This window comes from Lachnoclostridium sp. MSJ-17 (assembly GCF_018918205.1).
In the GTDB taxonomy this organism is placed as follows: Bacteria; Bacillota; Clostridia; order Oscillospirales; family Acutalibacteraceae; genus Ruminococcoides.
The window spans coordinates 1-1,324 of the sequence record NZ_JAHLQB010000073.1 but is presented as its reverse complement, the minus strand read 5'-3'; the positions used below and the strand labels follow the sequence as shown (position 1 = coordinate 1,324).

The following is a 1,324-nucleotide window of genomic DNA, read 5'->3' as shown; positions in this document are numbered from 1 at the left end:
CGCGGTAGCCTCGCTTATGCAGACCGGCGCCCGAGGTGTCGAGCAAAATGCTGACCCGGTCTTTCATTATCAAAAACTGAATCTGATGCACCGGACCCGTTTCCTCGAACCACGAGAGCAGGTAACGCTCCGACAAACGCGAGACAACCGCCTTTTTGACTATTTTCTGGCAGTCGGGAACGCTCATCAGCTTTGAGCTGAGGCACCTGCCCTTGACGGGAAAGGCGTCGCTCATGCCGATGAAATTCTCCCATTCAACCGCCTTTACGCCCTCAAAGAGCTGCTCAAAGGTGGTTGCCTCAAACTCGGCTAAGAGTATGTGGATTCTCTCGGCATAGCGTGAATTGACGCTTGCCTTCGCGAGAGTATTGAAATCTCCCTCAAAGAGCACCCTGCCGTTTTCGGCGCGGACGTTCTCTATACCGAGAAATTTCAGCTCGTTTGCGCAGATACCCTCAAGTCCGAAGATACACGGCGCTGAAAATGTGAGCTTCATATTTTTTGCTCCTTACTAAAGAAAAGGGGCGGATAACCCGCCCCGTGAGAATATTCTTACCTGTTACGACGGCTCTAATACGCCGTAGTTGCCGTCCTTACGCTTGTAAACAACATTGATGTCGTTTGTTTCGGCGTTACGGAACATAAAGAAATCGTGGTTAACCATGTTCATCTCGAGGATAGCTTCCTCTATGGTGAGCGGCTTGACAATAACCTGCTTGGTGCGGACAACCTTGTACTCATCCTCAACCACTGCCTCTTCGGCGGTCATTTCGGCGATGATGTCATTCAGGCTGCCGGTTTTGATGCGCTTTTCAAGACGGGTCTTGTTCTTGCGAATCTGCCTCGTCATGATATCTATTACCCGATCGAGCGCGTCGTTCATCTCGGGCATAGTGCTCTCTGCGCGGTATACCATCGCCTTGTCGCGGATGGTCATTTCGACAGTCTGACGGTTCTTTTCAAGGGTGACAACCACATTTACAACCGCTTCCTCGGAGAAGAGCTTTTTGAATTTCTTCAGCTTCTTTTCGACTCTCTCCTTGAAGTTGTCTCTGAGGTTAACTTTTCTTGCTGTGTAGACGATTCTCATAAAATTGCCTCCCTTATTAAATTTTCCTGTATCTCAGCGTTTATGCAACGCCTGATTTGCCTTATCTTCTGCCGTTGCCGTTGCCTCTGCGGCTGTAGCCCCGGCTCTCTCCTCCGCGCTTGAGGTCGCTCATCTTATCCTCGCTGGTCTGCTTGAAGCGCGACATCATATCCTCAAAGGTAGAGGGCGCGCTCTTGCGTGAGCTCTGCCACTCGTAATCTCCCGGAGAGGTTA

At 50.7% G+C, this 1,324-nt stretch carries 2 protein-coding genes; both read right to left on the bottom strand.

The window, feature by feature from the left end; genetic code table 11:
* Positions 1–496: THUMP domain-containing protein (locus KQI64_RS06130; RefSeq protein WP_253289203.1), on the bottom strand; the 496-nt coding region annotated here is incomplete at its 3' end.
* 63 nt (positions 497–559) lie between these two features.
* The gene (hpf, locus tag KQI64_RS06125; protein ID WP_216523835.1) at positions 560–1,090 is read right to left on the bottom strand and encodes a ribosome hibernation-promoting factor, HPF/YfiA family; all 531 of its coding nucleotides are present in this window, start codon (positions 1,088–1,090) and stop codon (positions 560–562) included.
* Between the last annotated feature and the right edge of the window lie 234 nt (positions 1,091–1,324).